Source organism: Microbacterium sp. (assembly GCF_036566905.1).
In the GTDB taxonomy this organism is placed as follows: domain Bacteria; phylum Actinomycetota; class Actinomycetes; order Actinomycetales; family Microbacteriaceae; genus Microbacterium.
The window spans coordinates 1-22,536 of sequence record NZ_DATCVK010000237.1 but is presented as its reverse complement, the minus strand read 5'-3'; the positions used below and the strand labels follow the sequence as shown (position 1 = coordinate 22,536).

The window sequence follows — 22,536 nt, the reverse complement described above, 5'->3', positions numbered from 1 at the left end:
CCGCGCGCCGTTCGAGCTGCGCGGCGGCCTCGTCGACGCGAGCGACTTCCCCCACGCGATGTGGAGCGCCCACGTGCGGCGCGCTCTCGCCGAGCTGCCGTCCGCCGAGTTCGGCTACCCCGACCCCGACGGCGTGCCGGCGCTGCGACGGAGCCTCACGGCGTACATCGCCCGTACCCGCGGCGCGGTCGCCGATCCGGGCGCCGTCATGGTGGGCTCCGGATTCGGCGACCTGCTCGCCCTCCTCGCCCGCACCGTCCGGGCGCGAGGTGCCCGGCGAATCGCGGTCGAGGAGTACGGGCACCAGAGGCATCGCCGCATCATCGAGGCCGCAGGCTTGGAGGTCGTGCCGCTGACCGTGGACGAGGAGGGGGCGGACGTCGCCGCGCTCGCGCGACTCGACGTCGGCGCCGTGCTCCTCACGCCCGCCCACCAGTTCCCGACCGGCGTGCCGCTGTCGGCTCCCCGGCGGCGCGCCGTCGTGGACTGGGCGAGGTCCGCGGGCGGGTTCGTGCTGGAGGACGACTACGACGGCGAGTTCCGCTACGACCGGCGCAGTGTGGGCGCCCTGCAGGCGCTCGCCCCCGACGCCGTGGTCTATCTCGGCAGTGCGAGCAAGGCGCTCGCGCCGGCGGTGGGGCTCGCGTGGGCGGTGGTGCCCGCCGGTCTCCGCGACGAGCTGCGGACCCAGCGCGAGCTGGCGGGCGGTGCGCCCGCAGGGCTGCACCAGCACGCCCTGGCCGGATTCATCGACTCCTTCGAGTACGACCGTGCCGTACGCCGGCGCCGGGCGCGGTTCCGGACGCGCCGGGAGCTGCTGGCCGCACTGCTCGCCGAGCGCGCTCCTGGGCTGCGGATCGGCGGCCTCTCCGCCGGCCTGCAGTGCGTCATCGGCCTGCCCGACCGCGGCCGCGAAGACCGCGCGCTGGCGCGGGCGCACGAGCGCGGTGTGGCGGTCGAGGGGCTGTCGGCGTTCCGCGCCGAGAGGCGAGCCGACCATGACATCGGGCCGCCGGTCGAGCCGGAGGCGGGCATCGTCGTCGGCTACGGCGCCTTGCCGCCGTCGCGCGTCGACGCGGCGCTCGAGGCGCTCGTCGACGCGATCGCGACCGCTGCCGCCGACGGGGAGGCCGACGGAATGGCCCACGCGGATGGTGTCTGATTGGCCATGTTCGACGGGACACCGACTTCTAGCCTGGGGTCATGACACTCCTGAACGACACCCTGGTCCCCGTCTCGCCGCGCCTCGACTTCGACGCCCTCGCGCCGGTGTTCTCGCGCGCCGTCAGCCGGCTCGACGATGCGGCCACCGAGCAGCTCGATCTTGCCGGGATCGACTCCGGTCTGCGTGAGCTCGTGCGGCTGCGGGCCTCGCAGCTCAACGGCTGCGCCTACTGCGTCGACCTGCACGCCCGCGCCGCACGCTCGGCCGGGGTCATGGCGCAGCGCGTGGACGCGCTGGCGGTCTGGCGCGAGTCGGGGCTGTTCACGGCGGCCGAGCGTGCGGCCTTCGCCCTCACCGAAGACGTCACGCGTCTGTCCGAGACCCACGTTCCCGAGGAGGTGCTCTCCGAAGTTGTCGACGCGTTCGGCGAGGAGGCCGCCGCCGCGCTGGTATCGCTGATCGTGACGATCAACGTCTGGAACGCGATCGGCGTGACGACCCGCGCCTGGAGCGTCAGCCCTCGATCGGCCGGCTGATGCCCGCGAGCGCTGTCACCGCACGGGCGAGAACTGGGCGACGAGCTCGCGCTTGAGTACCTTCCCGCTCGAGCCCAACGGCAGCGACCGCACCAGATGCACGACCCGCGGGTACTTGTAGGCGGCGATGCGATCGCGCACGAACGCCACGACCTCGTCGGGATCGAGCTCGACGCCGTCGTGCGCGACGACCGCGGCGTGCACCTCCTGGCCGCGGACGTCGTCGTCGACGCCGAACACGGCGGCGACGGCGATGCCGGGGTGCCGTGCGAGCACGGCCTCCACCTCGGTCGGATACACGTTGTACCCCGACCGCACGATCATGTCCTTCTTGCGGTCGACGATGGTGAGCACCCCGTCGGTGTAGGTGCCCAGGTCGCCGGTGCGGAACCACCCGTCGACGACGGCGGCGGCCGAGGCATCCGCTCGTCCGAGGTAGCCCTTGAACAGGTTGTGCCCGCGCACGACGATCTCGCCGAGGGCGTCGTGCGCGTCGACCAGCAGGACGGTCTCGTCGACGTCAGGGTCGGCGATCGCCACGTCGACGCCCCACAGGGCGCGGCCGACAGTGCCGGGCCGGATCGGCTCGCGCAGCGGGTTCGACGACACGGTGGGTGCGGTCTCGGTGAGGCCGTATCCTTCGTGCACGTCGGCGCCGAAGGCATCGCGGAAGGCCTCGAGCACGGCGACCGGCAGCGCGGCGCCGCCCGAGACGGCGTAGCGCAGCGGAGGTCGGGCGGACGAGCGACGGGCGGCCTCCAGCAACCCGACGTACATCGTGGGCACCGCCGTGAACACCGTCGCGCCCAGGTCGGCCGTGAGCGCGAGCGCCTCGTCGGCGTCGAACCGCGGCAGCATGATGACGGATGCCCCGACCCGCAGCGCGATGTTCATCACGGCCGTCTGCCCGAAGGTGTGGAAGAGCGGCAGCCCGCCGAACACGACGTCGTCGGCGCGCAGGTCGAACGCGTCGATGAGCGTCGTGTGCACCTGTTCGACGATCGACAGGTGCGAGCCGACGGCGCCCTTGGGCGTGCCGGTGGTGCCGCTCGTGTACAGGATGGTCGCCGCATCCAGCGGGCCGACGGGCTCGTGACGGGGGATGGGCTCCGCGGCGGCGGTCTCGGCTTCGAGCCGGGGGAGGTCGGCGCCGGCATCGGCCGGCAGCAGCACGGTGACCAGCGGCACGCCGGCCGCGGCCGCGGCCGGCACCGCTTCGCCCAGCAGCGGGGCGGCGACCACGAGCAGGTCCGCGCTCGCGTCGCGGAGCACGTAGGCGATCTCGTCGGCCTTGAAGAGCAGGTGCACCGGCACCACGATCGCGCCGAGCGACAGTGCGGCGTAGTAGACGCGGGCGAAGTCCGGCACGTTCGGCACCAGCATCGCGACCCGGTCGCCACGGCCGATGCCGCGCGCGCGCAGCGCTCCGGCGTAGGCGCGGGTCTGGTCCCACAGCTCGCGGTACGTCGTGGTCGTGCCGGCGAAGTGGAAGACCGTGCGGTCCGCATGGCGGACGGCCGACTCCGCGAGGATGCTCGCGACCGACAGGGTGGCGTAGCCCGCGCCGTCGATGGCCGGGTCGAGAGGATGGGTGGTCATGTCGGGCCTTCCGTCGTCGTTGATCGGTGGGGGAGTGACCGGATGCCGTCGGTCTCGCGGCTCAGTCGCGCAGCTGTGCGCGGCCCAGGCTCGCCAGGTGCACCTCGTCGGGGCCGTCCGCGATGCGGAGCGACCGGACCCCGGCGTACAGCTCGGCCAGCGGGGTGTCGGACGAGACGCCCGCGCCACCGTGGAGCTGGATGGCGCGGTCGACGATCTGCTGCACCGCGCGCGGAACGGCGATCTTGATCGCCTGGATCTCGGTCATCGCGTGCCGGTTGCCCACGGTGTCCATGAGCCAGGCGGTCTTGAGCACCAGCAGGCGCAGGGCCTCGAGCTGGATGCGGGCCTCGGCGATCCACTCGCGCACCACGCCCTGGTCGGCGAGCGGGCGGCCGAAGGCGTGCCTCGCGGACGCCCGTTCGATCATGAGCGCGAGGGCGCGCTCGCCTATGCCGAGAGCACGCATGCAATGGTGGATGCGGCCGGGGCCGAGCCGCGCCTGCGCGATGGCGAACCCGTCCCCCTCGCCCGCGATGAGGTTCTCGACCGGCACGCGCACGTCGTCGAAGGCCACCTCGGCATGACCGCCATGGTCGCGGTCGTCGTAGCCGAACACGGTGAGCGGGCGCACGATGCGCACCCCCGCGGCGTGGCGCGGCACCAGGATCATGGACTGCTGACGGTGGCGCGCGGCATCCGGATCCGTCTTGCCCATGACGATGAAGACGGCGGCGTCGGGGTTCATCGCGCCGGTCGACCACCACTTGCGGCCGGTGATCACGTAGTGGTCGCCGTCGCGGCGGATGCGGGTGCCGATGTTCGTCGCATCGGACGACGCGACCTCGGGCTCGGTCATGCAGAACGCGGAACGGATGCGGGCATCCAGGAGCGGCTCGAGCCACCGCTCCTTCTGCGCGGGCGTGCCGAAGTCGTTGAGCACCTCCATGTTGCCGGTGTCGGGCGCGGCGCAGTTGAAGGCGGGCGGCGCGAGGCGCGGGCTCCACCCCGTGATCTCGGCGACGGGCGCGTACTGCAGGTTCGTGAGCCCGGCTCCGCCGTGGTCGCCGGGGAGGAAGAGGTTCCAGAGGCCCTGTGCGCGGGCCTTCGCCTGGAGCTCGCGCACCACCGGACGCACCGTCCAGTCGTCGGGGGTCGCGGCCAGCTGCTCGTCGAGGAGCGGCTCGGCGGGGAGCACCTGCTCCTCGAGGAAGGCTCGTGCCCGTTCGGTGTAGTCGCGGGTGGTCGCATCGGGGGCGAAGTCCATCAGTGCACCTCCTGTGTGCCGGCCCCGGCCGCGCCGAGGCCTGTGCGGGCGAGGGGTTCGACGAGCGCGCCCATGCGATCGAAGCCTTCGCCCACGGTGTCGCCGGCCTGATACCGGAAGTGGATGCCCTCGAGGATCACGGCCAGCTTGTACGCGGCGAACGCGCGGTACCACCGCAGGTCGGGCACGGCGATGCCGGCGCGCTCGGCGTAGGCGTCGGCGAGCTCGTCGAAGCGCGGGTAGCCGGCGGTGGTGTCGACGGCGCTGGGCACCACGCCGCCGCCGCCGGGCAGCTCGCCGATGTCCCAGTACAGGGCGAAGATGCCGAGGTCGACGAGCGGGTCGCCGATGGTCGCCATCTCCCAGTCGAGGATCGCCGAGATCCGCGGGTCGTCGGGCTCGCCGACGACCAGCGCGTTGTCGAGGCGGTAGTCGCCGTGCACGATCCCGGACCGAGCGGAGACCGGGACGCCGTCGGCCAGGCTCGACTGCAGCGCGTCGAGCACCGGCGTCTCGCGGGAGCGCGAGGCATCCAGCTGGCGACGCCACGTCGCGAGCTGGCGCTCGAGGTAGCCGTCGGGCCGGCCGAAGTCGCCCAGGCCGACGGTGGCGGGATCGACGGCGTGGAGGTCGGCGAGATGGCGGGCGAGGTCGAGGCTCAGCCGCCGCACCCCGTCGGGGGTGTACGCGGCGTTCTGCTCCCGTCGAGCCAGGACGCGGCCCGGAGCACGCTCCATCACGAAGAAGACGGTGCCGGTGACCCTTTCAGGTCCGGTGTCGTCGACCACGTCGATGGCCCGCGGAACCGGCACCGCGGTGCCCGCCAGGGCGGAGATGACGCGGTGCTCGCGGCGCATGTCGTGCGCGCTGGACAATACATGCCCGAGGGGAGGACGCCGCACGATCAGCGGGATGCGCGCTCCGTCGATCGCGTACGTGAGGTTGCTGCGTCCTCCGGCGATCACCTCCGCCGTGAGCTCGCCGGCGGCGAGCTCGGGGTGCGCGTCGCCCAGCCACGCGGTCAACCCCGCGACATCCAGTCCCGGAACTCCGGTCATCGTCGACCCCTTCCCCCGTCCCCGTCGGCGGGGTGGTGCACACAGCATACCGGATGGTCGGTTTGTCCGGTGAGCTGCTGATCCGAGATGCCCGGCGCGCACCGCGACGCGTTCAGCTGGTTGCGAGAAGCCGGGACTCGATCGCCGCGCGGATGGATGCCGGCACCGGCGTCGGGCGCCGGGCGTCGGCATCCACGAAGACGTGCACGAAGCGTCCGGTCGCGATCGGCTCGTCCTGGCCGGCGCGGAGGATGCCGAGCGCCCAGGTGACGCTCGTCGTGCCGAGCCGTTCGACGCCGATGCCGACCTCGAGCGGCTCCGGGAAGCCTGCCGGCGCGAGGAACTCGCACGACGACGCCGCGCAGAGCGCGATCGTGTCGCCGCCGATGGGCTCCAGGCCGCCTTCGCGGATCATGAAGGCGTTGACTGCGGTGTCCATCGCCGCGTAGTACACGGTGTTGTTGAGGTGCCCGTACTGGTCGTTGTCGTTCCACCGGGTCGGGAACGGCTCCCGCACCGGGTAGACGGCGCTCATTCGCCTACCCGCAGCATGAGGCGGAAGGCGACGCGGGCGCGATCGGCGCTCGGGGTGTCGCCCGAGATGAGGTCGGCGTAAGTGAACGACTCGGAAAGTCGCACGAGGATGTACGCCAGCTCGGCGGGGGTGATCGCTCCGCCGAGCGGCGCCTCGCCGAGGTCGCGGCGCACGAGCCAGTCCGCGGTCGCGACGTACCGGCGCTGGATCGGGCTCTCCTTCGTGGTGAGCAGCCGCAGTGCGCGAGCCGGCTCGCGGCGCAGGAACGACCGGAAGTACTCGGCAGTGATGAGGTCGTCGACGAAGTGCGTCAGTATGCCGGCGACCCGGTCGCCGCCCGTGAGGCTGCGGCACGCGTGCTCGGCCTGCACCAGGGTCGGGATCGCCAGCGACCACAGCACCTCGCTCAGCAGCGCGTCGCGATTGCCGACCCAGCGGAACAGCGACGTGCGGTCGACTCCCAACTCGCCGGCCAGCGCGCTCATGTCGATGCGGCGTCCGCCGATCAGCGTGGCGCGTGCCGCGTCGAAGGCGCGCTGCGCGTCGGGGTGGGTGCCGTCGGCGAGGCGCTCCGACAGCCACGATGGTGCCGCATCCGTCCCCGCGCGGGAGATGGTCGCGGGTGCGGTCGTCGTCGGAACCGCGGCTGCCGGTGAGCTCATGCCGGAACTCTACCCGCCGGGTCCCCCGGATCCTGCAACGTTTCTAAAAGTGTTGTGCAACATTCTGGAAAGTGATGCATACTCGTCGGACGACCACCGAAGGAGACACGATGACGTTCACCTTGACCGAGCCGCAGGCGGACGAGACGGCCCCCGGCGCCCGCGCGGACGTGCTCGCCGCCGACTTCTACGAGTTCCAGAACCTTCTCACGGACGCCGAGCTGCAGGCCCTGCGCGAGATCCGTGAGTTCCTCGAGACCGAGGTGCGGCCGTTCGCCGACGACCACTGGGACCGTGCCGAGAGCCCTCGCCATCTCGTCCCGCGGATCGCCGAGCTCGGGCTGTACGGCAACGCGTTCCCCGAGACGCGCACCTTCGAGAACAGCAACGTCTTCCGCGGCTGGGTCGCGATGGAGATCTCGCGTGCCGACCCGTCGACGGCCACGTTCATCGGCGTGCACAGCGGTCTCGCGATGACCTCGGTCGCGGTGGGCGGGTCGGACGAGCAGCGGGCCGAATGGCTGCCCGTGCTCGCCCGCGGCGAGCAGATCGCGTGCTTCGGGCTCACCGAGCCGGGCCACGGCTCCGACACGGCGAAAGGCCTCGAGACGACGGCGGAGCGCCGCGGCGACGAGTGGGTGCTCAACGGTGCGAAGCGCTGGATCGGCAACGGGGCGTTCGCCGACGTGGTCGTGACCTGGGCGCGCGACGTCGCAGACGACCAGGTCAAGGGCTTCCTGGTGCGCACACCCTCGGTGGGCTTCGAGGCGACCAAGATCGAGCGCAAGCAGTCGCTGCGGACCGTCGAGAACGCCGACATCGTGCTGACCGACGTCGTGGTCCCCGAGAGCGACCGGCTGCAGCGCATCGACGGGTTCCGCGATCTCGCCGTCGTGCTGCGTCTCACCCGCGCGCAGGTCGCGTGGCAGGCTCTCGGCGTCGCGGTCGGCGCGTACGAGTGCGCCGTCGCCTATGCGAAGGCCCGCGTGCAGTTCGGCAAGCCCATCGCGTCGTTCCAGCTCGTCCAGCAGAAGCTCGCCGACGCGCTCGCCAACATCACCGCATGCATCGGCATGTGCGTGCGCGTCTCGCAGCTGCAGGACGAGGGCGTGCAGAAGGACCACCACTCCGCCATGGCGAAGGCCTTCGTCAGCGCGCGCGTCCGCGAGACCGTGGCGCTCTGCCGTGAGATCTGCGGCGGCAACGGGGTGCAGCTCGGCGGGCAGGAGCAGCTGGGCATCCCCGCGGGCTACGGCATCGCACGCTACTTCGCCGACGCCGAAGCGGTGTACACGTTCGAGGGGACCTACGACATGAACTCCCTCATCGTGGGCCGCGCCATCACGGGCATCGCCGCGTTCGTCTGACCTGCTCGTCCCCGGAACGGCGTCAGCGCAGCCGCGCGTTCCGAGTGCGCCGCTGCGCCGTGCCGCGGCATCCGTCCCCGAAGGAGAACCATGACCGAGGCCTACATCGTGGCCACCGCGCGCTCGCCGATCGGGCGCGCGCGCAAGGGATCGCTCGTCGACGTGCGACCCGACGACCTCGCGGCGCGCATGGTCGGCGCCGCGCTCGAGAAGCTCCCCGCACTGGATCCGGCGCGCATCGACGACCTGCTGCTCGGCTGCGGTCAGCCGGCCGGCGAGCAGGGGTTCAACCTCGCCCGCGTCGTGGCGGTGCTCTTGGGATGGGATGCCGTGCCCGGCGCGACCGTCAACCGCTACTGCTCGTCGTCGCTGCAGACGACGCGCATGGCCTTCCACGCGATCAAGGCCGGCGAGGGCGACGTCTTCGTCTCGGCCGGCGTCGAGTCGGTGTCGCGGTACGGCGCGGGCGCCTCGGATCTTCCGGATGCCGTGAACCCGGCGTTCGCGCCGTCGATCGCGCGCACCACCACGAGGTCGGCTGCCGGCGCGGCGCCGTGGACGGATCCGCGTGCCGACGGCGCGCTGCCCGACCCCTACATCGCGATGGGGCAGACGGCCGAGAACGTCGCGCAGCTGCGGGGCGTGACGCGGGAGGAGCAGGACGAGTTCGCCGCCCGCTCGCAGCAGCGGGCCGAGGCGGCGATCGCCTCCGGATTCTGGGCGCGCGACATCACGCCCGTCACGCTCGCGGACGGCACGGTCGTCGCGGCCGACGACGGCCCGCGCGCCGGGGCGACCGTCGAAGGCCTGGCCGGCCTCGAGCCGGTGTTCCGGCCCGGCGGCACGGTCACTGCGGGCAACTGCTGCCCCCTCAACGACGGCGCGGCGGCGGTCGTCGTCGTCTCGGACCGGGTCGTCGACGAGCTCGGCCTCCAGCCGATCGCGCGCATCGTGTCGACGGGGGTCTCGGGGCTCTCGCCGGAGGTGATGGGGCTCGGGCCGGTGGAGGCGTCGCGTCGCGCCTTGGCGCTCGCGGGGCTCTCGGTCGACGACATGGATCTCGTCGAGATCAACGAGGCGTTCGCGGCGCAGGTGATCCCGTCGGCGCGCGAGCTCGGCGTCGACCCGGAGCGCCTGAACGTGCACGGCGGTGCGATCGCCGTCGGGCACCCCTTCGGCATGACCGGTGCGCGCATCACCTCCACCCTCATCAACGGCCTGACCGCCACGGGAGGCAGGTACGGCCTCGAGACGATGTGCGTGGGCGGCGGTCAGGGGATGGCGATGGTGCTCGAGCGCGTCTGACGCCCTGAGTGGCCGTGGCCGGTCACTCCGCTCCGCGGCGGCGCCGGGCGATGACGATCGCGACGCCGATCAGGCCCAGGCCGACCAGCAGCACGATGGGGCCGATGGTCGCCCACAGGGACGAGCCGCTCATCACCGACCCTCCCAGCACGCCGAAGCCCTGGAGGGTCCAGATCAACCCGATCGCGCTCAGCACCACGCCGGGCACGAGATACGGCCAGATCCGCTTCACGGGACCACCCTAGTTCGCGGGCGCACCTCCCGACAGGGAGGCGGAGCGCTGTCAGTGGCGGCGGGGGAGGATGCGTCTGGCGCGGAGGGCATGCCGTGTCGGAGGCGATGCCTAGAGTGGGTCCGTGGCCACCCTCGACGACCTGCGCCGCACCGCCGACGTGCTGCCCGGAAGCGAAGAGCGGGCGACGACCGGCGGGGCCGCCTGGTTCGTGCGCGGCAAGCTCTACGCGTGGGAGTGCCATCCGTGGCCGAGCGTCCCGGCCGACATGCGCGCGATCATCGCGACCGAGCTCGTGGTGGGCGTGAAGATCGCCGACCCCATCGACGCGCTCGCACTCCGCGAGATGGCGCCCGACGTGTTCCTGGGCACCACGACGCCGTGGGGCGAGCCGAAGGTCGCCTTCCGGATGGCGGCGATCGATGACGACCACCTCGCCGAGCTGGTGACGGAGGCCTGGCGCGTGCAGGCGCCGAGATACCTGCGACGCGAATGGGATGCCGCGGGCGCGTGGTAGCCGAGCCCCGTCGCCACACGCCCTCGTTCCGGCGCGGTACGGATTCGCATACGCGGACGCAACATCCGATGCCGTTCACTGGAATCGCCCTCCTCGCCGAGAAGGGATGCTCGACGGGCTTCAGGCCCCGATCAGATCCGGAGACCGGGACGCCATGACGACCACCGCCCTGCAGCCCGACCGGGCGCCCGCCGGGAACGACCCGCCTCCGGCGCGCCTGATCGCGGCGTTCGCGCTCTACCTCGCGCTGCTGGTCTGGATCGTGCTCTGGAAGCTCGAGCTTCCGTGGGTCGGCGGGGTGGATCGTGTGATCAAGCTCGTGCCGTTCGTCGCGACCGCCGACCAAGGTTCGAGCAAGCCCGCCGAGGTCGTCATCAACTTTCTGCTGTTCATCCCGTTCGGCCTCTATCTCGGCCTTCTCGCGCAGTCATGGAGGTGGTGGAGAATCGCCGTGGTCCTCGCCGGGGCGAGTCTCCTGCTCGAGGTGACGCAGTTCATCCTGGCGATCGGAAGCACCGACATCACCGATGTCGTCGTCAACACCGCCGGCGGCCTGACGGGGCTCGCCCTCGTCGCCATCGCGCGCCTCGGCCTCGGGGGCCGGGCCCGAGCAGTGCTCGCGCGGGTCTGCGTCGTCACCACCCTGCTCGCCCTGCTCCTCGTCGCGCTCTTCATCGCCTCACCGCTCCACCTCGGGCCACCGCCCGGTGCGAGCGGCGGCCGCACGCCGGGCCACGGCCTCGACGCCGGTCCGCTCGGCGGCGAGCGTCCCTGACAGCAGCAAGCCCCGGATCCGCCGGCCGCTCAGGCCTCCGGGACGAAGAGCGCCACGGTCTCGGCCACCAGTGCGGGGCGCTCGGACCCGTCGAGCTCGACGGTCGTGCGCAGGCCCACCCGGTAGCCCTGCGGCGACGGCTCGGCCGAGGCGATCTCGGTCACGGCGCGCACGCGGGAGTCGACGACCACCGGCTGCAGGAACCGCACCTTGTCGAGCCCGTAGTTGACCACCATCGCGGCGCCGTCGACCGCGAGCAGCCCCTGGGTGAGCCGGGGGAGGAGCGACAGCGTCAGGTAGCCGTGGGCGACGGTGGCGCCGAAGGGACCGGATGCCGCACGGTCGGCGTCCAGGTGGATCCACTGCCAGTCCTCGGTGGCGTCGGCGAACGCCTGGATGCGCCGCTGATCGATCGCGAACCATTCGCCGACGGCGGTGCTGCCGACGGCGTCGGCGAGGCCTGCGGGGGAGTCGACGACGATGCTCATGCGCGCGGCCCTCCGGCGACGTACAGCACCTGGCCCGAGACGAAGCCGGCCTCCTCGGAGCAGAAGAACGAGACGGCGGCGGCGATGTCGTCGGGCTCACCCGCCCGGCCGACCGGGATCTCGGCGGCGTTGTGCGCGATGAAGTCCTCGAACGAGACGCCGATGCGCTCAGCGGTCGCCCGTGTCATGTCGGTCACGATGAAGCCGGGGGCGACGGCGTTGGCCGTGACGCCGAAGCGGCCGAGCTCGATCGCGAGCGTCTTGGTGAATCCCTGCATGCCTGCTTTCGCGGCGGCGTAGTTCGCCTGGCCGCGGTTGCCCAGCGCCGACGTGCTGGAGAGGTTCACGACGCGGCCCCAGCCGGACTTCACCTGGTGGTCCTGCACCGCCCGCGACATCAGGAACGCGCCGCGCAGGTGCACCGCGAGCACGGCGTCCCAGTCCTCCTCGGTCATCTTGAACAGCAGGTTGTCGCGGATGATCCCGGCGTTGTTGACCAGGATCGTGGGCGGGCCCAGCTCTTCGGCGATGTGCGCGACCGCGCGCTCGACCGATGCCGCGTCGGCGACGTTCGCGCCGACGGCGAGGGCGCGGCCCCCGGCATCCGTGATCGCGCCCACGGTCTCGGCGCACTGCGCCTCGTCGAGGTCGAGCACGGCGACGGCGTTGCCGTCGGCGGCAAGGCGCTTGGCGGTAGCGGCGCCGATGCCGCGCGCGGCACCGGTGACGATGGCGATTCTGGTCATGCGTGGTTCCCTTCGAAGGTGATCAACTGGCGCAGCTCGCCGCCCGCGGCGAGCCGGTCCATCGCGGCGTCGAGGTCGTCGAGGCCGATGCGGGACGAGACGAGTCGCTCGAGCGGCAGGCGTCCCGCGCGCCACAGCTCGACGTAACGGGGGATGTCACGGCTGGGCACCGCGGATCCGAGGTAGCTGCCGACGATGGTGCGCGCCTCTGCGGTGAGCACGAGGGGCGAGACGCTCGCCCGGGCGTCGGGGGCGGGAAGCCCCACCGTGACGGTGGTGCCGCCCGGTGCCGTGAGCGCCACGGCCGTCTCGAACGCGCGCACCGCTCCGGCGGCCTCGACGACGACGGGGGCACGGATGCCGCGGTCCACGGCCTCCGCCGGTGCCAGGGCTTCTGCGGCGCCGCACGAGAGCGCGTGTGCGAGCTTGCCGGGCACGTTGTCGATCCCGATCACCTCGTGCCCGAGCGCGACGGCGACGAGGAGCGCCGCCATGCCGACACCGCCGAGTCCCACCACGACGACGCGATCGCCCGGCGCGGGCCGCCCGGCATTCACGACCGCGCCGCCGCCCGTGAGCACGGCGCAGCCGAGCAGAGCTGCGATCTCGGCGGGCACGTCGGGCTCGACCGGCACGACGGATGCCCGGCTCACCACCGCGTGGGTCGCGAACGCCGAGACGCCGAGATGGTGGTGCACATCCTCCCACTCCGAGCTCTCCGCACCGCGGTGCAGCCTGATGCCGCCGCCGAGCAGCGTGCCGGCGTTGTTGGCCGCGGTGCCGGGGGCGCACGGCAGTCTGCCGTCGGTACGGCATCCGTCGCAGGCGCCGCAGCGGGGGAGGAACGTCATGACGACGCGATCGCCGACCGCGATGTCGTCGACACCGCCGCCGACCTGCTCCACGATGCCGGCGGCCTCGTGGCCGAGCAGCATCGGGACCGGCCGCACGCGGTTGCCGTCGACAACGCTGAGGTCGGAGTGGCAGACCCCGGCAGCTTCGATGCGCACGAGCAGCTCGCCGGTGCCCGGCTGATCGAGTTCGAGCTCGCCCACCGTGAAAGGGCGGCTCCGCGTGAACGGCGGCTGCGCGCCCGAGATCTCGAGTACCGCTCCGGTGATCTTCATCCGACCTCCTCGTCGTGGCGCCACCTGCATCGGCGGCGGAGCACCAGCCTCTCGCGAATCGTGCGAGGGGCGGCGAGTGATCAGCATACCGACCGCGCGGTATGTTCGCCTCCCCTGGAGAGACAGCGGGATCGGGACGTCGACCGCAGTACGGCGCGGCGCGAACGCAGGAACGCGCGCCTCCCGATGTCGGGCGGCGCGCGTTCGGATTCCTGCAGGTCAGGCGACGGCGGCGCGACGCCTGATGCGCGCGCGGCGGATCCACTTCTCGATCTCGATCAGCACCGGCACGAGCAGCGCCAGGCCGAGCGCCGTCAGCCACTCGTTGCCCGAGAGGCTTGTCGTGCCGATGAGGCGCTGCATGAAGCCGACCTCGACGGCGACGACGGTGAGGGCGAGCGGGATCGAGAGCCACTTCACCGCGGCGAGGATGGGCGCCGAGAGCCCCGACTCGGGGTCGCGGCGCATGACCAGGCCGCCGAAGATCGAGCCGAGCGCGCAGACCACGAACGCCATCGTCACCGGCACGTTGGGCTCGGTCGAACTGAGCTCGTCGGGGTAGATCAGCAGGGGCACGAGCGTCGTGACGAAGATGAGGCTGCCGTACACGAACCAGAGCGTCACCGCGCCGCGGTTGGCGATCGTCTTCTTCGGGTCGCGCGGCGGCTTCAGCATGATGCCGTCGGGCACCGGGTCGAGGAGGATCACGACCACCGGGAAGATGGCGATGAAGAAGTTCAGGAACAGCACCATGATCGGTGTGAGCGGCACACCGTCGTTGATGCCGAAGATGCTCGCGACGAGGAACAGCAGCACCAGGGAGAACAGCTGCGACATCTGGAAGCGGACGTAGCTGACGATCTTCTCGTAGATCCCGCGCCCGAGCCGGACGGCGGTGACGAGCGTGCCGAAGTTGTCGTCGACGAGGATCATCTTCCCCGCCTGCTTCGTGACGTCGCTGCCCGAGCCCATCGCGACGCCGATGTCGGCCTGCTTGAGGGCGGCCGCGTCGTTCACCGCGTCGCCGGTCATCGCGACGACGGCGCCGTCCTCCTGCATGAGCCGGGCCAGGCGCAGCTTGTCCTCGGGGGTGACACGGCCGAACATGTGGAGGCGCGGAAGCGCCGCCTTCAGCTCGTCGTCGCTCATCGCCTGGATCTCGGCGCCGCTCGCCGATCCTTCGCCGAGCCCGAGCTTCGCACCGATCGCAGCGGCGGTGATGGCGTGGTCGCCGGTGATCATGCGGACCTCGATGCCGGCATCGCGCGCGATGCGCACGGCCTCCTTCGAGGACGGGCGGAGCGGGTCGATGATGCCGACCAGGCCGACGAACGTCAGATCGGCGATGGCCGCCATCGGGTCCTGCGCCACCGGGGTATCGGGGGCGAACCGGCGGAACGCGAACGCGAGCACGCGCAATCCCTGCTCCGACAGCGTGCGGTTGGCCTCGAGGATCTCGTCGCGGCGATCCGCGATCGGCACGACGCCCTCCATCGTGGCGACGGAGCCGCAGCGGTCGAGCACGACATCCGGGCCGCCCTTGACGTAGCCGACGAGCAGCTCCGTGCCGTCGACCGGAATCCGGTGGAAGGTCCCCATGAACTTGTACGCCGAGTCGAACGGCACCTCCGCGACCCGCGGGAACGTGCTGCGCGTGAGCTCGGCATCCGCGCCCAGCTTGGCCGCGAGCACGACGAGTGCGGCTTCGGTCGGGTCGCCGATGACGACCCCGTCGTCGGACACGGTGGCGTCGCTGCAGAGCGTCAGCCCGAGTGCCAGCTGCGTGAACTGCGGCACCGGCAGTCCTGCGGTGTGACGCACCTCGCCGACCTTCTCGTAGCCGCTGCCCGCGACGGTGAACCACTCGCCGCGGTAGTACAGCGTCTCGACCGTCATCTCGTTCATCGTGAGAGTGCCGGTCTTGTCGGAGTTGATCGCGCTGGTGGCGCCCAGCGTCTCGACGTCGGTCAGATTCTTGACGACGGCCTTGTGCTCGGCGAGCTGGCGCGAGCCGTACGAGAGCATCGCCTGGACGAACGACGGCATGCCGGTCGGGATCGCCGAGATCGCCATCGAGATGCCGAGCAGGATGACCGATGCGATCTCCTGACCGCGCAGCAGGCCCGTCACGATGATGATGGCGACGGCGCCCCACGCGATCCAGCCCAGCACTCCCGTGAGCGAGTCGAGCTCGCGCTGCAGCGGCGACTTCCCCGGCTTCACGGCCGAGAGCATCGAGGCGATCTGGCCCATCTGCGTCTGCATGCCGGTGCCCGTGATGACCACCGTGGCGGTGCCGCGCGTCACCTGGGTGTTCTGGAACACCATGTCGGTGCGGTCGCCGAGCGCCGTGTCGGGATCGGCGAGGGTTCCGGCATCCTTCGGGATCGGCGCGCTCTCGCCGGTGAGCGCCGCCTCCTGCGTCTCAAGCGTCGCCGAGCGGATGATGCGCCCGTCGGCGGGCACCAGGTCGCCTGCCTCGAGGGTCACGATGTCGCCCGGCACGAGGGTGGTCGCGCCCACTTGCAGCAGGGTGCCGTCGCGGATGACCTTCGCCTGCGGGATCTGCATCTTCGCCAGGGCGTCGACGGATGCTTTCGCCTTGAGTTCCTGCCGGGTGCCCAGCACGATGTTCAGCACCACGAGCGCCCCGACGAGGATGCCGACGCTGACCTGATTGATGAACAGGCTGATGATCGCGACGGCGACCAGCATGACGTTCATCGGGTCGGCGAGCTGCTGCAGGGCGACCTGCCACGTCGACGGCGGCTTCTCGGCGGCGATCGAGTTGGGGCCGTGCTCGGCGAGCCGCTGCGCGGCGTCGGCGGCGGTCAGCCCGCGCTCGCGGTCGGTGCGGAACGCGGCGACGACGGCGTCTGGGTCCTGGCTGTACCACGCCGTCTCGGCTGGCGTTCCGGCGGTGGTCTCCACGGCGCTCATGGCTTGAACATACAGCGGTGCTGCGGCCGCAGAACAGAAGGAATCGACCGGCGCGCCGGGGCCGTCAGTCGTCGAGCTGCGCGCGCAGCCGCCGCGCCAGTTCCGCCGTCGGCATCGCGCGCGGGAAGACCGCGACGACGACCTGGTCGGCGGCAGGATCCGCCTCGCCGTCCGGCAGGACGCCGAAGCGTCGGCGTGCCTCATCCAGAGCGGTGCGCAGCACCGACACCGGCACCTTCTTGGGCCCCCGGATGAGACGCCGCAGCACGTGGTTGTGGATCGCGGTGACCAGCGCCGAGAAGCCCACCGCGTCGAGCGGATCGAGGCCCGGCAGCGAGGCGCGCAGATACTCGTCGAACAGCCGCTCGTAGCGGAACACCGTCACGATCTCCCGATCGCGGAGCGCGGGCACGCCGCGAACGACCGCATAGCGCCGGCGGGCGAGCTCGGGGTCGGCCGCGAAATGCGCGTAGACGAAGAGGGACGCCTCGCACACGGCTGCCCACGGATCGCGGTGCGGCTGCGCGAGGAACTCGCGGAGGCGGTCGAGCAGCACCTCGTGATCGGTGAAGACCACGTCGTCCTTGCCGCCGAACTGCCGGAAGAACGTCGAGCGCGAGACGCCCGCGGCCTGCGCGATCTGCTCCACGGAGGTCTGGTCGAATCCCTGCTCGGCGAACAGCTCGAGCGCGGCGGCCACGACGGCCGCGCGGGAGGCGCCCTGAGCGGCTGCGGAACTCGGGGCGGCGGAAGCGGCGGCGGTGTCGGACATCTCGGGGAGAGCCTAATGCGCGGGCCCCGCGTCAGGTGCGGCATCCGTCACGGGTTGGGCTTGTCACTGCGCCCTGTGCCTGTCAACCCGCTGGAGGATCCCGCGGCGCACGGGTTCACTGTGAAGATGACGCCGATCTGGAAGCTCGATCCGGTCCGCGTGACCGGCACGCCGTTCGAGCCTGGCCGGCACCGCGAAGTCGTCGTCGTCGGCGCCGGCCTCACCGGCCTCGCCACCGCGCTCATGCTCGCCCGGCAGGGCCGCGACGTCGCCGTCATCGAGGCGGGCGAGGTCGGCGAGCTCGCGTCGGGGGCCAACACCGGCAAGCTGTCCCTGCTGCAGGGCTCCGTGCTCTCGACGCTGCGCCGCCATCACCCGGCGCGCCTCGTGAAGGCGTACGTCGAGGCGAACGCCGACGGCGCGCAGTGGCTGACCTCCCTGGCCGACGAGCTCGGCGTGCCGTACTCCCGGCGCACGGCCTATTCCTATGCGCAGACCCCGGACGGCGCCGAGACGGTCGCGGCCGAACTGGAAGCCGCGAGGGAAGCCGGACTGCCGGTGCGCCGGGTGGAACCGGATCTGCTCGCCCAGTCGCCGTTCCCGATCGTCGACGCGGTCGCGCTCGACCGTCAGGTCGCCATCGACCCGCAGCAGCTCCTCGCCGCGATGGCGCGGGCGTACCTCGAAGCCGGAGGCGTGCTCCACACCGGGGTGCGCGTGACCCACGCGCACATCGTGCCGCATGCCGGCGTCGAGACGTCGGCCGGGTTCGCGGCCGCGGATCAGGTGGTGCTCGCCACCGCGACGCCCATCATCGACCGCGGGCTGTACTTCGCCAAGACGCGCGGGCTGCGTTCGACCTGCGTGGCGTTCGCCACGGATGCCCCGCTGCCCGAAGGGCTGTACCTCTCGGTCGACGGCGCGACCAAGTCCATCCGATCCATCACCCCCGCGGACGGACCTGCCGGCGCGGCCCAGCTCATCGTCGGCGGCAACGGCTTCCCGGTCGGCCGTGCGCCGTCTCCCCGGACGTGCCGTGACGATCTCGTCGCCTGGACGCAGGAGCACTTCCCGGGCGCCGAGCCGGTGGCGGCGTGGTCGGCACAGGACTACCAGTCGCACGACCTGATCCCCTTCGTCGGAGCGATGCCGCGCGGCCTCGGGCGGGTGCGGTTCGCCACCGGCTATGCGAAGTGGGGGCTGTCCAACGCCCCTGCGGCGGCACTCCGCATCGTGGCCGAGATCGGCAAGGTGCCCCGGCGGGAGCGACCGGACTGGATGAACGTGATCTCCACCCGCTTCACGGTCCCCGCCGACCTCGCCCGCGGCGGCGTCGAGAATGCGCGCGTGGGCTGGGAGGCGGCATCCGGCTGGCTGGGAGCGCAGGCGGTGCCGGCGCCCGTACGCCGACCCGACGAGGGCGACGGCGTGGTCGCGAACCGCGGGGGACACCCGGTCGGCATCTCGACCGTCGACGGTGTGACGCGCGCCGTGAGCGCGGTGTGCCCGCACCTGGGCGGCGTGCTGCGCTGGAACGACGCGGACCGGTCGTGGGACTGCCCGCTGCACGCGTCGCGGTTCACGGCGAGCGGGCAGCGCATCGAGGGTCCTGCGCTGTGCGATCTCACCCGGCTCCCACGCGTGCCCGGCGAGGAGATCGAGGACCTCGACCCCACGGCATCCGCTGATCAGCCGGCCTCGGCGCGCTGAGTCTCGCGGGGGACACGCCGGCTCGCTCATCCTGTGCGGAACCGGGGGCGCGTCGCTGCGGTCCGAACCGGACGGTGACCGGTAGTAGGCTGGGGGACTGGTCGATATCTCGACGTCGAGACGCTTTTCGCGTCATCCCACCCCCATTCGCCACCTGCGAAGGAATGCACTGTGGATCTGTACGAGTACCAGGCACGTGACCTTTTCGAGAAGTACGAGGTGCCGGTGCTCGCCGGCATCGTCGCGGACACGCCGGAGGAGGTGCGGGCCGCGGCCGAGAAGATCGGCGGAGTCGTCGTCGTCAAGGCCCAGGTCAAGACCGGCGGGCGCGGCAAGGCGGGCGGCGTCAAGGTCGCCAAGACCCCCGATGAGGCCTACGAGGCGGCGAAGGCCATCCTCGGCCTCGACATCAAGGGCCACGTCGTCAAGCGCGTGATGGTCGCCCAGGGCGCGCGCATCGACAAGGAGTACTACTTCTCGGTGCTGCTGGACCGCGCCAACCGCTCGTACCTGTCGCTGGCCAGCGTCGAGGGCGGCATGGAGATCGAGGAGCTCGCGGTCGAGCGTCCCGAGGCACTCGCGCGCATCGCGGTCGACCCGCTGCAGGGCATCGACAAGCAGAAGGCCGTCGAGATCGCCGAGGCCGCCGGCTTCGCTCCCGAGCTCGTCGACAAGGTGAGCGACGTCTTCGTCAAGCTCTTCGCCGTCTACACGGGCGAGGATGCGACCCTGGTCGAGGTCAACCCGCTCGTGCTCACCGAAGAGGGCGACGTCATCGCCCTCGACGGCAAGGTCTCGCTCGACGAGAACGCCGACTTCCGCCACGCAGGCCACGCGCTGCTCGAGGACAAGGCGGCGGCCGACCCGCTCGAGGCGAAGGCGAAGGCCAACGACCTCAACTACGTCAAGCTCGACGGCGAGGTGGGCGTGATCGGGAACGGCGCGGGCCTCGTGATGTCGACGCTCGACGTCGTCGCCTACGCCGGTGAGAACCACGGCGGCGTCAAGCCCGCCAACTTCCTCGACATCGGCGGCGGCGCCTCGGCCGAGGTCATGGCCGCAGGCCTGGACGTCATCCTCGGCGACCCGCAGGTCAAGAGCGTGTTCGTGAACGTCTTCGGCGGCATCACCGCGTGCGACGCGGTCGCCAAGGGCATCGTCGGCGCGCTGGCCGAGCTCGGATCCAGCGCCTCGAAGCCGCTGGTCGTGCGCCTGGACGGCAACAAGGTGGAGGAGGGGCGTGCGATCCTCCGCGACGCGAACCACCCCCTCGTGACCCTGGCCGAGACGATGGACGAGGGCGCCGACAAGGCCGCCGAGCTCGCCAACGCCTGACGCTTCGACACCGGACAAGGAAACAGAAGAGAAATGTCGATCTTCCTCAACAAGGACTCCAAGGTCATCGTCCAGGGCATCACCGGCGGCGAGGGCACCAAGCACACCGCACTCATGCTCAAGGCCGGCACGCAGGTCGTCGGCGGCGTGAACGCCCGCAAGGCCGGCACCACGGTGCTCCACACCGACGCCGACGGCAACCCCGTCGAGCTGCCCGTGTTCGCGTCGGTCGAAGAGGCCATCGCCGCCACCGGCGCCGACGTCTCGATCGCGTTCGTGCCGCCGGCGTTCACGAAGAGCGCCATGGTCGAGGCCATCGACGCCGAGATCCCCCTCCTCGTCGTGATCACCGAGGGCGTGCCCGTCGGCGACACCGCCGAGGCCTGGGCCTACGCGCAGTCGAAGGGGAACAAGACCCGCATCATCGGCCCGAACTGCCCCGGCATCATCACGCCCGGCGAGTCGCTGGTCGGCATCACGCCCGCCAACATCACCGGCAAGGGGCCGATCGGCCTCGTGTCGAAGTCGGGCACCCTGACCTACCAGATGATGTACGAGCTGCGCGAGATCGGCTTCTCGACGGCCATCGGCATCGGCGGCGACCCGATCATCGGCACCACGCACATCGACGCGCTCGCCGCGTTCGAGGCGGACCCCGAGACCAAGGCCATCGTCATGATCGGCGAGATCGGCGGCGACGCCGAGGAGCGCGCGGCCGACTTCATCCAGGCCAACGTGACCAAGCCGGTCGTCGGCTACGTCGCCGGCTTCACCGCTCCCGAGGGCAAGACCATGGGCCACGCCGGCGCCATCGTCTCGGGCTCGGCGGGCACGGCGCAGGCCAAGAAGGAGGCCCTCGAGGCCGCCGGCGTCAAGGTCGGCAAGACGCCGTCCGAGACGGCCGCGCTGATGCGCGAGATCATCGCCTCGCTCTGACCTTCCCCGGTTTCCGAGCTCGTCGGAGGAGCGGATGCGGCAGCGACAGGCTGCGGCATCCGCTCCTCGTCGTCTCAGTCGGCGGGGGCGCCGCCGAAGCGGGAGACCTGGCCGGCGCGGTCGGCGTCTTCGCTGGCGAGCACGCCGCCGTTGGCGACGAAGTCGGCGGCGACCTCCTCGAACATGATGCGGACGTCCTGCCGGCGGGCGCCGAGCGCCTCGACAGCGGCGTCGGTCACCAGCTCGGCGAAGCGGCGGCGCTGGTCGACGGTGCGCCCGGGAAGAAGTTCGACTCTCATGTTCGGCATACCTCGACGATAGGGGCCGTACGACCCGAAGCTCATCGCCACGGCTTTACGCTGGTGCCATGCCGCTGACCGGAGAGTACAAGCCGTCCACTTCCGACTGGGCCCGCAAGCAGGCCGAGGCCTACGAGGCGTCGAACGGCGAGAAGGCGAACACGCTGCGGGGTGTGCCGATCATCGTGCTGACCACGGTCGGCGCGAAGAGTGGGGCCCTGCGCAAGACCGCGCTGATGCGCGTCGAGCACGACGGCCGCTACGCCGTCGTCGCGTCGAAGGGCGGCGCGCCCGATGAGCCCAGGTGGGCCGAGAACATGCGGCGCCAGCCTCACGTCGAGCTGCAGGACGGCGATGTCCGCCGCGACTACACGGCGCGCGAGCTGTCGGGCGACGAGCGCGTCGAATGGTGGGCGCGGGCGACGGCCGTCTGGCCCGACTACGACAACTACCAGAAGCGCACCGACCGCCAGATCGCCGTCTTCGTCCTGGAGCCCGCCGGCGCGTGACCGACATCGAGCTCGCCCGCATCGCGGGCGGCACGGTGACCCTGCACGACGCCCGGCGGAGGGCCCGCTGGAGCGTCGACCTGGAGCCGTTCGAGATCGGCGTCTACGCGGTCACGCAGGAGCAGCTCACCGAGCTGCTGGGCGAGCCGGGCGCGCATCCGCGACGGCCCGCGACCGACGTGAGCTGGCTGCGGGCGATCCGGTTCTGCAACGCGGCGTCGGAGTGGGAGGGGCTGGACCCGGCGTACACGTTCGACGGCGAGGACGTCACCTGGCACGTGGACGCCGACGGGTTCCGCCTGCCGACCGAGGCCGAGTGGGAGCACGCGTGCCGCGCCGGCTCCACCGGCCCGCAGTACGGGCCGCTGGCTGAGATCGCGTGGACGAGCGCCGACGGCGTGACCGCCCCGCAGAACGTCGGCGGCAAGCTGCCGAATCTCAACGGCCTGTTCGATACGCTCGGCAACGTCTGGGAGTGGTGCTGGGATCTGCTCGATCCCGCCCGGTATGCCGACTACCGCGTGTTCCGCGGCGGCGGGTTCGCCGACGACGCGTGGAGCGTGCGCGCCTCGACCCGCCGCGGCGGCGCACCGCGCATGCACCACGACGACGTCGGGTTCCGCGTCGCGCGCGGCGGCTTCGACGGGGCGGATGCC

At 71.7% G+C, this 22,536-nt stretch carries 23 protein-coding genes; 11 read left to right on the top strand and 12 right to left on the bottom strand.

The window, feature by feature from the left end; translation table 11 throughout:
- On the top strand, nt 1–1,162 hold a 1,162-nt coding region (locus tag VIP82_RS21850), incomplete at its 5' end, for an aminotransferase-like domain-containing protein (protein WP_331912543.1).
- Between the two features lie 41 nt (nt 1,163–1,203).
- A complete protein-coding gene (locus VIP82_RS21845) occupies nt 1,204–1,701 on the top strand; it encodes a carboxymuconolactone decarboxylase family protein (protein WP_331912541.1) in 498 nt (165 codons plus the stop codon).
- Between the two features lie 15 nt (nt 1,702–1,716).
- Here the strand turns inward: VIP82_RS21845 and VIP82_RS21840 are convergent, their stop codons facing one another.
- From VIP82_RS21840 to VIP82_RS21820, 5 genes are all read right to left on the bottom strand, one after another.
- A complete protein-coding gene (locus VIP82_RS21840) occupies nt 1,717–3,300 on the bottom strand; it encodes an AMP-binding protein (protein ID WP_331912539.1) in 1,584 nt (527 codons plus the stop codon).
- Nucleotides 3,301–3,361: 61 nt separating this feature from the next.
- Nucleotides 3,362–4,567, bottom strand: coding sequence for an acyl-CoA dehydrogenase family protein (locus VIP82_RS21835; RefSeq protein ID WP_331912537.1), 1,206 nt, complete (start codon nt 4,565–4,567; stop codon nt 3,362–3,364).
- Entirely contained in the window at nt 4,567–5,625 is a 1,059-nt protein-coding gene (locus VIP82_RS21830; RefSeq protein WP_331912535.1) for a phosphotransferase family protein, read from the bottom strand. The genes VIP82_RS21835 and VIP82_RS21830 overlap by 1 nt, the downstream gene beginning before the upstream one ends.
- Before the next feature lie 112 nt (nt 5,626–5,737).
- A complete protein-coding gene (locus VIP82_RS21825; protein ID WP_331912533.1) occupies nt 5,738–6,160 on the bottom strand; it encodes an acyl-CoA thioesterase in 423 nt (140 codons plus the stop codon).
- Nucleotides 6,157–6,822: a QsdR family transcriptional regulator gene (locus VIP82_RS21820; RefSeq protein ID WP_331912531.1), complete on the bottom strand. Its 666-nt coding sequence runs from the start codon at nt 6,820–6,822 to the stop codon at nt 6,157–6,159. Before VIP82_RS21820 ends, VIP82_RS21825 begins: the two co-directional genes overlap by 4 nt.
- 110 nt (nt 6,823–6,932) lie before the next feature.
- On the opposite strand from VIP82_RS21820, the gene VIP82_RS21815 reads away from it, so the two are divergent.
- Entirely contained in the window at nt 6,933–8,189 is a 1,257-nt protein-coding gene (locus VIP82_RS21815) for an acyl-CoA dehydrogenase family protein (protein WP_331912529.1), read from the top strand.
- Nucleotides 8,190–8,279: 90 nt separating this feature from the next.
- A complete protein-coding gene (locus tag VIP82_RS21810; protein WP_331912527.1) occupies nt 8,280–9,494 on the top strand; it encodes an acetyl-CoA C-acetyltransferase in 1,215 nt (404 codons plus the stop codon).
- Nucleotides 9,495–9,516: 22 nt separating this feature from the next.
- Here the strand turns inward: VIP82_RS21810 and VIP82_RS21805 are convergent, their stop codons facing one another.
- Nucleotides 9,517–9,726 (bottom strand): hypothetical protein, encoded by a 210-nt coding sequence (locus tag VIP82_RS21805; RefSeq protein ID WP_331912525.1) that lies wholly within the window; start codon nt 9,724–9,726, stop codon nt 9,517–9,519.
- 124 nt (nt 9,727–9,850) lie between these two features.
- On the opposite strand from VIP82_RS21805, the gene VIP82_RS21800 reads away from it, so the two are divergent.
- Complete coding sequence (locus tag VIP82_RS21800; RefSeq protein WP_331912523.1) at nt 9,851–10,243, top strand: MmcQ/YjbR family DNA-binding protein; 393 nt, start codon at nt 9,851–9,853, stop codon at nt 10,241–10,243.
- Between the two features lie 154 nt (nt 10,244–10,397).
- Nucleotides 10,398–11,018, top strand: a complete 621-nt coding sequence (locus tag VIP82_RS21795) for a VanZ family protein (protein ID WP_331912521.1) — start codon at nt 10,398–10,400, stop codon at nt 11,016–11,018.
- A gap of 29 nt (nt 11,019–11,047) precedes the next feature.
- Here the strand turns inward: VIP82_RS21795 and VIP82_RS21790 are convergent, their stop codons facing one another.
- From VIP82_RS21790 to VIP82_RS21770, 5 genes are all read right to left on the bottom strand, one after another.
- Complete coding sequence (locus VIP82_RS21790) at nt 11,048–11,506, bottom strand: MaoC family dehydratase (protein ID WP_331912519.1); 459 nt, start codon at nt 11,504–11,506, stop codon at nt 11,048–11,050.
- Nucleotides 11,503–12,252 carry an SDR family oxidoreductase gene (locus tag VIP82_RS21785; protein WP_331912517.1) on the bottom strand — a complete coding sequence of 250 codons (750 nt, stop codon included), beginning with the start codon at nt 12,250–12,252 and terminating at the stop codon, nt 11,503–11,505. Before VIP82_RS21785 ends, VIP82_RS21790 begins: the two co-directional genes overlap by 4 nt.
- A complete protein-coding gene (locus VIP82_RS21780; protein WP_331912515.1) occupies nt 12,249–13,379 on the bottom strand; it encodes an alcohol dehydrogenase catalytic domain-containing protein in 1,131 nt (376 codons plus the stop codon). The genes VIP82_RS21785 and VIP82_RS21780 overlap by 4 nt, the downstream gene beginning before the upstream one ends.
- 219 nt (nt 13,380–13,598) lie before the next feature.
- Nucleotides 13,599–16,319, bottom strand: a complete 2,721-nt coding sequence (locus tag VIP82_RS21775) for a cation-translocating P-type ATPase (RefSeq protein WP_331912513.1) — start codon at nt 16,317–16,319, stop codon at nt 13,599–13,601.
- 64 nt (nt 16,320–16,383) lie between these two features.
- On the bottom strand, nt 16,384–17,091 hold the full coding sequence (locus VIP82_RS21770; RefSeq protein ID WP_331912511.1) for a TetR family transcriptional regulator: 708 nt from the start codon (nt 17,089–17,091) through the stop codon (nt 16,384–16,386).
- A 126-nt stretch (nt 17,092–17,217) separates the two neighbouring features.
- On the opposite strand from VIP82_RS21770, the gene VIP82_RS21765 reads away from it, so the two are divergent.
- The 3 genes from VIP82_RS21765 to sucD all read left to right on the top strand — a co-directional run bounded on the left by VIP82_RS21765 (nt 17,218) and on the right by sucD (nt 21,072).
- Nucleotides 17,218–18,801 carry an FAD-dependent oxidoreductase gene (locus VIP82_RS21765; RefSeq protein ID WP_331912509.1) on the top strand — a complete coding sequence of 528 codons (1,584 nt, stop codon included), beginning with the start codon at nt 17,218–17,220 and terminating at the stop codon, nt 18,799–18,801.
- A 171-nt stretch (nt 18,802–18,972) separates the two neighbouring features.
- Complete coding sequence (gene sucC, locus VIP82_RS21760; protein WP_331912507.1) at nt 18,973–20,136, top strand: ADP-forming succinate--CoA ligase subunit beta; 1,164 nt, start codon at nt 18,973–18,975, stop codon at nt 20,134–20,136.
- A gap of 33 nt (nt 20,137–20,169) precedes the next feature.
- Nucleotides 20,170–21,072, top strand: a complete 903-nt coding sequence (sucD, locus tag VIP82_RS21755) for a succinate--CoA ligase subunit alpha (RefSeq protein ID WP_331912505.1) — start codon at nt 20,170–20,172, stop codon at nt 21,070–21,072.
- A gap of 74 nt (nt 21,073–21,146) precedes the next feature.
- Here sucD and VIP82_RS21750 read toward each other — a convergent pair whose 3' ends face one another.
- Complete coding sequence (locus VIP82_RS21750) at nt 21,147–21,380, bottom strand: tautomerase family protein (RefSeq protein WP_331912503.1); 234 nt, start codon at nt 21,378–21,380, stop codon at nt 21,147–21,149.
- Nucleotides 21,381–21,439: 59 nt separating this feature from the next.
- On the opposite strand from VIP82_RS21750, the gene VIP82_RS21745 reads away from it, so the two are divergent.
- Together VIP82_RS21745 and VIP82_RS21740 are read left to right on the top strand one after the other, a co-directional pair.
- Entirely contained in the window at nt 21,440–21,880 is a 441-nt protein-coding gene (locus tag VIP82_RS21745) for a nitroreductase family deazaflavin-dependent oxidoreductase (RefSeq protein WP_331912501.1), read from the top strand.
- Nucleotides 21,877–22,536, top strand: a 660-nt coding sequence (locus VIP82_RS21740) for a formylglycine-generating enzyme family protein (protein WP_331912499.1), incomplete at its 3' end; no start/stop codon positions are given. The genes VIP82_RS21745 and VIP82_RS21740, both read left to right, overlap by 4 nt.

Bases quoted from the DNA above. Each gene is read 5' to 3' on its own strand.
- VIP82_RS21845 (WP_331912541.1), top strand. From the start codon at position 1,204: ATGACACTCCTGAACGACACCCTGGTCCCCGTCTCGCCGCGCCTCGAC.
- VIP82_RS21840 (WP_331912539.1), bottom strand. From the start codon at position 3,300: ATGACCACCCATCCTCTCGACCCGGCCATCGACGGCGCGGGCTACGCC.
- VIP82_RS21835 (WP_331912537.1), bottom strand. From the start codon at position 4,567: ATGGACTTCGCCCCCGATGCGACCACCCGCGACTACACCGAACGGGCA.
- VIP82_RS21830 (WP_331912535.1), bottom strand. From the start codon at position 5,625: ATGACCGGAGTTCCGGGACTGGATGTCGCGGGGTTGACCGCGTGGCTG.
- VIP82_RS21825 (WP_331912533.1), bottom strand. From the start codon at position 6,160: ATGAGCGCCGTCTACCCGGTGCGGGAGCCGTTCCCGACCCGGTGGAAC.
- VIP82_RS21820 (WP_331912531.1), bottom strand. From the start codon at position 6,822: ATGAGCTCACCGGCAGCCGCGGTTCCGACGACGACCGCACCCGCGACC.
- VIP82_RS21815 (WP_331912529.1), top strand. From the start codon at position 6,933: ATGACGTTCACCTTGACCGAGCCGCAGGCGGACGAGACGGCCCCCGGC.
- VIP82_RS21810 (WP_331912527.1), top strand. From the start codon at position 8,280: ATGACCGAGGCCTACATCGTGGCCACCGCGCGCTCGCCGATCGGGCGC.
- VIP82_RS21795 (WP_331912521.1), top strand. From the start codon at position 10,398: ATGACGACCACCGCCCTGCAGCCCGACCGGGCGCCCGCCGGGAACGAC.
- VIP82_RS21790 (WP_331912519.1), bottom strand. From the start codon at position 11,506: ATGAGCATCGTCGTCGACTCCCCCGCAGGCCTCGCCGACGCCGTCGGC.
- VIP82_RS21785 (WP_331912517.1), bottom strand. From the start codon at position 12,252: ATGACCAGAATCGCCATCGTCACCGGTGCCGCGCGCGGCATCGGCGCC.
- VIP82_RS21780 (WP_331912515.1), bottom strand. From the start codon at position 13,379: ATGAAGATCACCGGAGCGGTACTCGAGATCTCGGGCGCGCAGCCGCCG.
- VIP82_RS21775 (WP_331912513.1), bottom strand. From the start codon at position 16,319: ATGAGCGCCGTGGAGACCACCGCCGGAACGCCAGCCGAGACGGCGTGG.
- VIP82_RS21770 (WP_331912511.1), bottom strand. From the start codon at position 17,091: ATGTCCGACACCGCCGCCGCTTCCGCCGCCCCGAGTTCCGCAGCCGCT.
- VIP82_RS21765 (WP_331912509.1), top strand. From the start codon at position 17,218: ATGACGCCGATCTGGAAGCTCGATCCGGTCCGCGTGACCGGCACGCCG.
- sucD (WP_331912505.1), top strand. From the start codon at position 20,170: ATGTCGATCTTCCTCAACAAGGACTCCAAGGTCATCGTCCAGGGCATC.
- VIP82_RS21750 (WP_331912503.1), bottom strand. From the start codon at position 21,380: ATGCCGAACATGAGAGTCGAACTTCTTCCCGGGCGCACCGTCGACCAG.
- VIP82_RS21745 (WP_331912501.1), top strand. From the start codon at position 21,440: ATGCCGCTGACCGGAGAGTACAAGCCGTCCACTTCCGACTGGGCCCGC.